Genomic DNA, 2,130 nt, shown 5'->3' with positions numbered 1-2,130 from the left:
AAAACTAAAATTATATCTACTAAAATTGGTAAAAAAATTCCAAAAAGTATATATAAATAAGCTATATTAGTTTCTTTTAATATTGGAAATTCAATTAATCTTTCTATATTCAATTTATTTGAAACTATATAGCAAAAACTTAAAAATTTGAAACTTACTATATGAAAACACATAATCACATAACTTTTTATTCCAATAAAACTTAATATATTATTTATGCACTTTACATTATCTAATAAATTAGTAGCATACAAACTCAAATAAATACCACACAACGTCACTGGTAAAAATAAATATATTTCTGAATACTTTCTATTAGCTATATCTATTATATTTATATTGTTCCCTAAAATTATAAATAAAAATATTGCTATAACTCCTAATAAAAGATTAAACTTAATTCTATACTCATTTTTCTTATATATATTTCCTAATTGCATAAAAAATTGACCAATAAAAGTTATTTCTAAAACTTTATTTATATATGCATCTCCACTAGAAAAAACTAGTGCGTATACTAAAAGAAAGCTTGAGATAACTATTGCTTTCTTGTGAAAAATTGTATTTAAAAACATATACAAGCAAAAAGATAAAAATAATGATGGGATAAACCAAATAGCTCCTAATAAAATTTCTGAATTTAAAAAAAATAAAGCTTTCAATATATTTTTAATTAATTCATTAATCGAATAATAGTCTCTAACCCAATATATTTTGTAAAAAATGTTGTGCAAAAAAACCATTGTCAACACTATAGTTATAAATGGAATATATAATTTTAATACCTTTCTTTTAAAATATATTTTCCTTTCTATAAATGTATGGAAAGTACTCTTTAAAAAATATCCATTTATAAAATAAAATAGAGGAACATGAAAAAGATATACATATTTAACTAAAAAACTATTTGTGTGTCCAATAACAACTAAACAAATACCAATTCCTTTAAGAATACTCATCTTTCTATTGTGCTCTTTTATTATTCTTTTTATTTATAGTACCTCCCTTTGATGATTTATTTTTTATATTTCAATACTTTTTAGACTATCCTCTCTTTTTTCCTATATAGAATCAAGAGTATTATTTTGTACTTCTCTACTTCTTTGTCTTTGTTTTCTAGTATAGTAAAACAGGAGTAAAATAAATGTTGTTCCAAATTTAGTATATAACCCCCCTCTTATTAGAAAACTAAAAATACCTAAAAAAGCTCCTATATTTATAATTGATTTAATATTATTTTTAAGATTAATATTCATAATCAAACTTATTATAAACAATAAAGTCCAAACAATTCCTAACTCTGATATTATTCTTGTTAAAAGTGAATAAGCATCCATAGCATTTAATCCATAAAAATGATACACTCCTATTTTTTTATCGATAAAATTTCTAAAATAACTGTACGGATGATTTCCTAACCCAACTCCGAAAAATAAATTTTTATTATTTAAAGCAACATAAAGATTGGATAAAATAGCAAAAGAACTGGCATTTATATCATGAAAAACACCTGTTTGTAATTTTTTTAAGCTTGATAATGTATCTATTACTTTATTTATCCAAGCATCTTTAGTCAGCCACCCTAATATAATTACAGTAAATATACTTGACATTATTTCTTTTCTATTTTTAAATTTCACTAATATAAAATATAAAGGAATAGATATCAATGCTCCAGTAGACATAGTCATAAAAAATACAAAAATTATTACTAAATATTTTTTTTGAAGTTTTCTTGAAATTTTTAAAACTTCTAAACTATAAATAACAGCAGGTACTAGCGTTTGAGCTAGCCAACCAGGTTCATAAGCAACACTTCTTATTCTAGGTATTCCATATTTTAACATTGGTAGCGCTTTATAACTACTTCCTATTGGATATTTTAATATATCTATTTTTAAAAATATAAAAACTAAAAATTGTAATATTCCTAATAAACATATAAAATAACTTACTTTTAAATATATACTAAATAACTTTTTGTAACCATATTTTTTAAAAAGCAAGTCATATCCTATAAACATTACAACTATTACCAATAATTGATCTAAAACTCTATCTACTGGATAATTATTTTTATATGACTGTATTAGGGAAATACTTCCTACTACTGAAATTATTCCTATAATA

At 22.0% G+C, this 2,130-nt stretch carries 2 protein-coding genes; both read right to left on the bottom strand.

Going from position 1 to position 2,130, the window contains the following annotated elements:
- Nucleotides 1-959 (bottom strand): acyltransferase family protein (locus tag HMPREF0202_RS02495; protein ID WP_023051802.1); only part of this gene is annotated, 959 nt, incomplete at its 3' end.
- Nucleotides 960-1,061: 102 nt separating this feature from the next.
- Nucleotides 1,062-2,130 (bottom strand): hypothetical protein (locus tag HMPREF0202_RS15205; RefSeq protein WP_023051801.1); only part of this gene is annotated, 1,069 nt, incomplete at its 5' end.

The organism is Cetobacterium somerae ATCC BAA-474 (assembly GCF_000479045.1).
In the GTDB taxonomy this organism is placed as follows: Bacteria; Fusobacteriota; Fusobacteriia; order Fusobacteriales; family Fusobacteriaceae; genus Cetobacterium_A; species Cetobacterium_A somerae.
The sequence above is the reverse complement of the archived record's forward strand: the minus strand, read 5'-3'. Positions and strand labels throughout refer to the sequence as shown.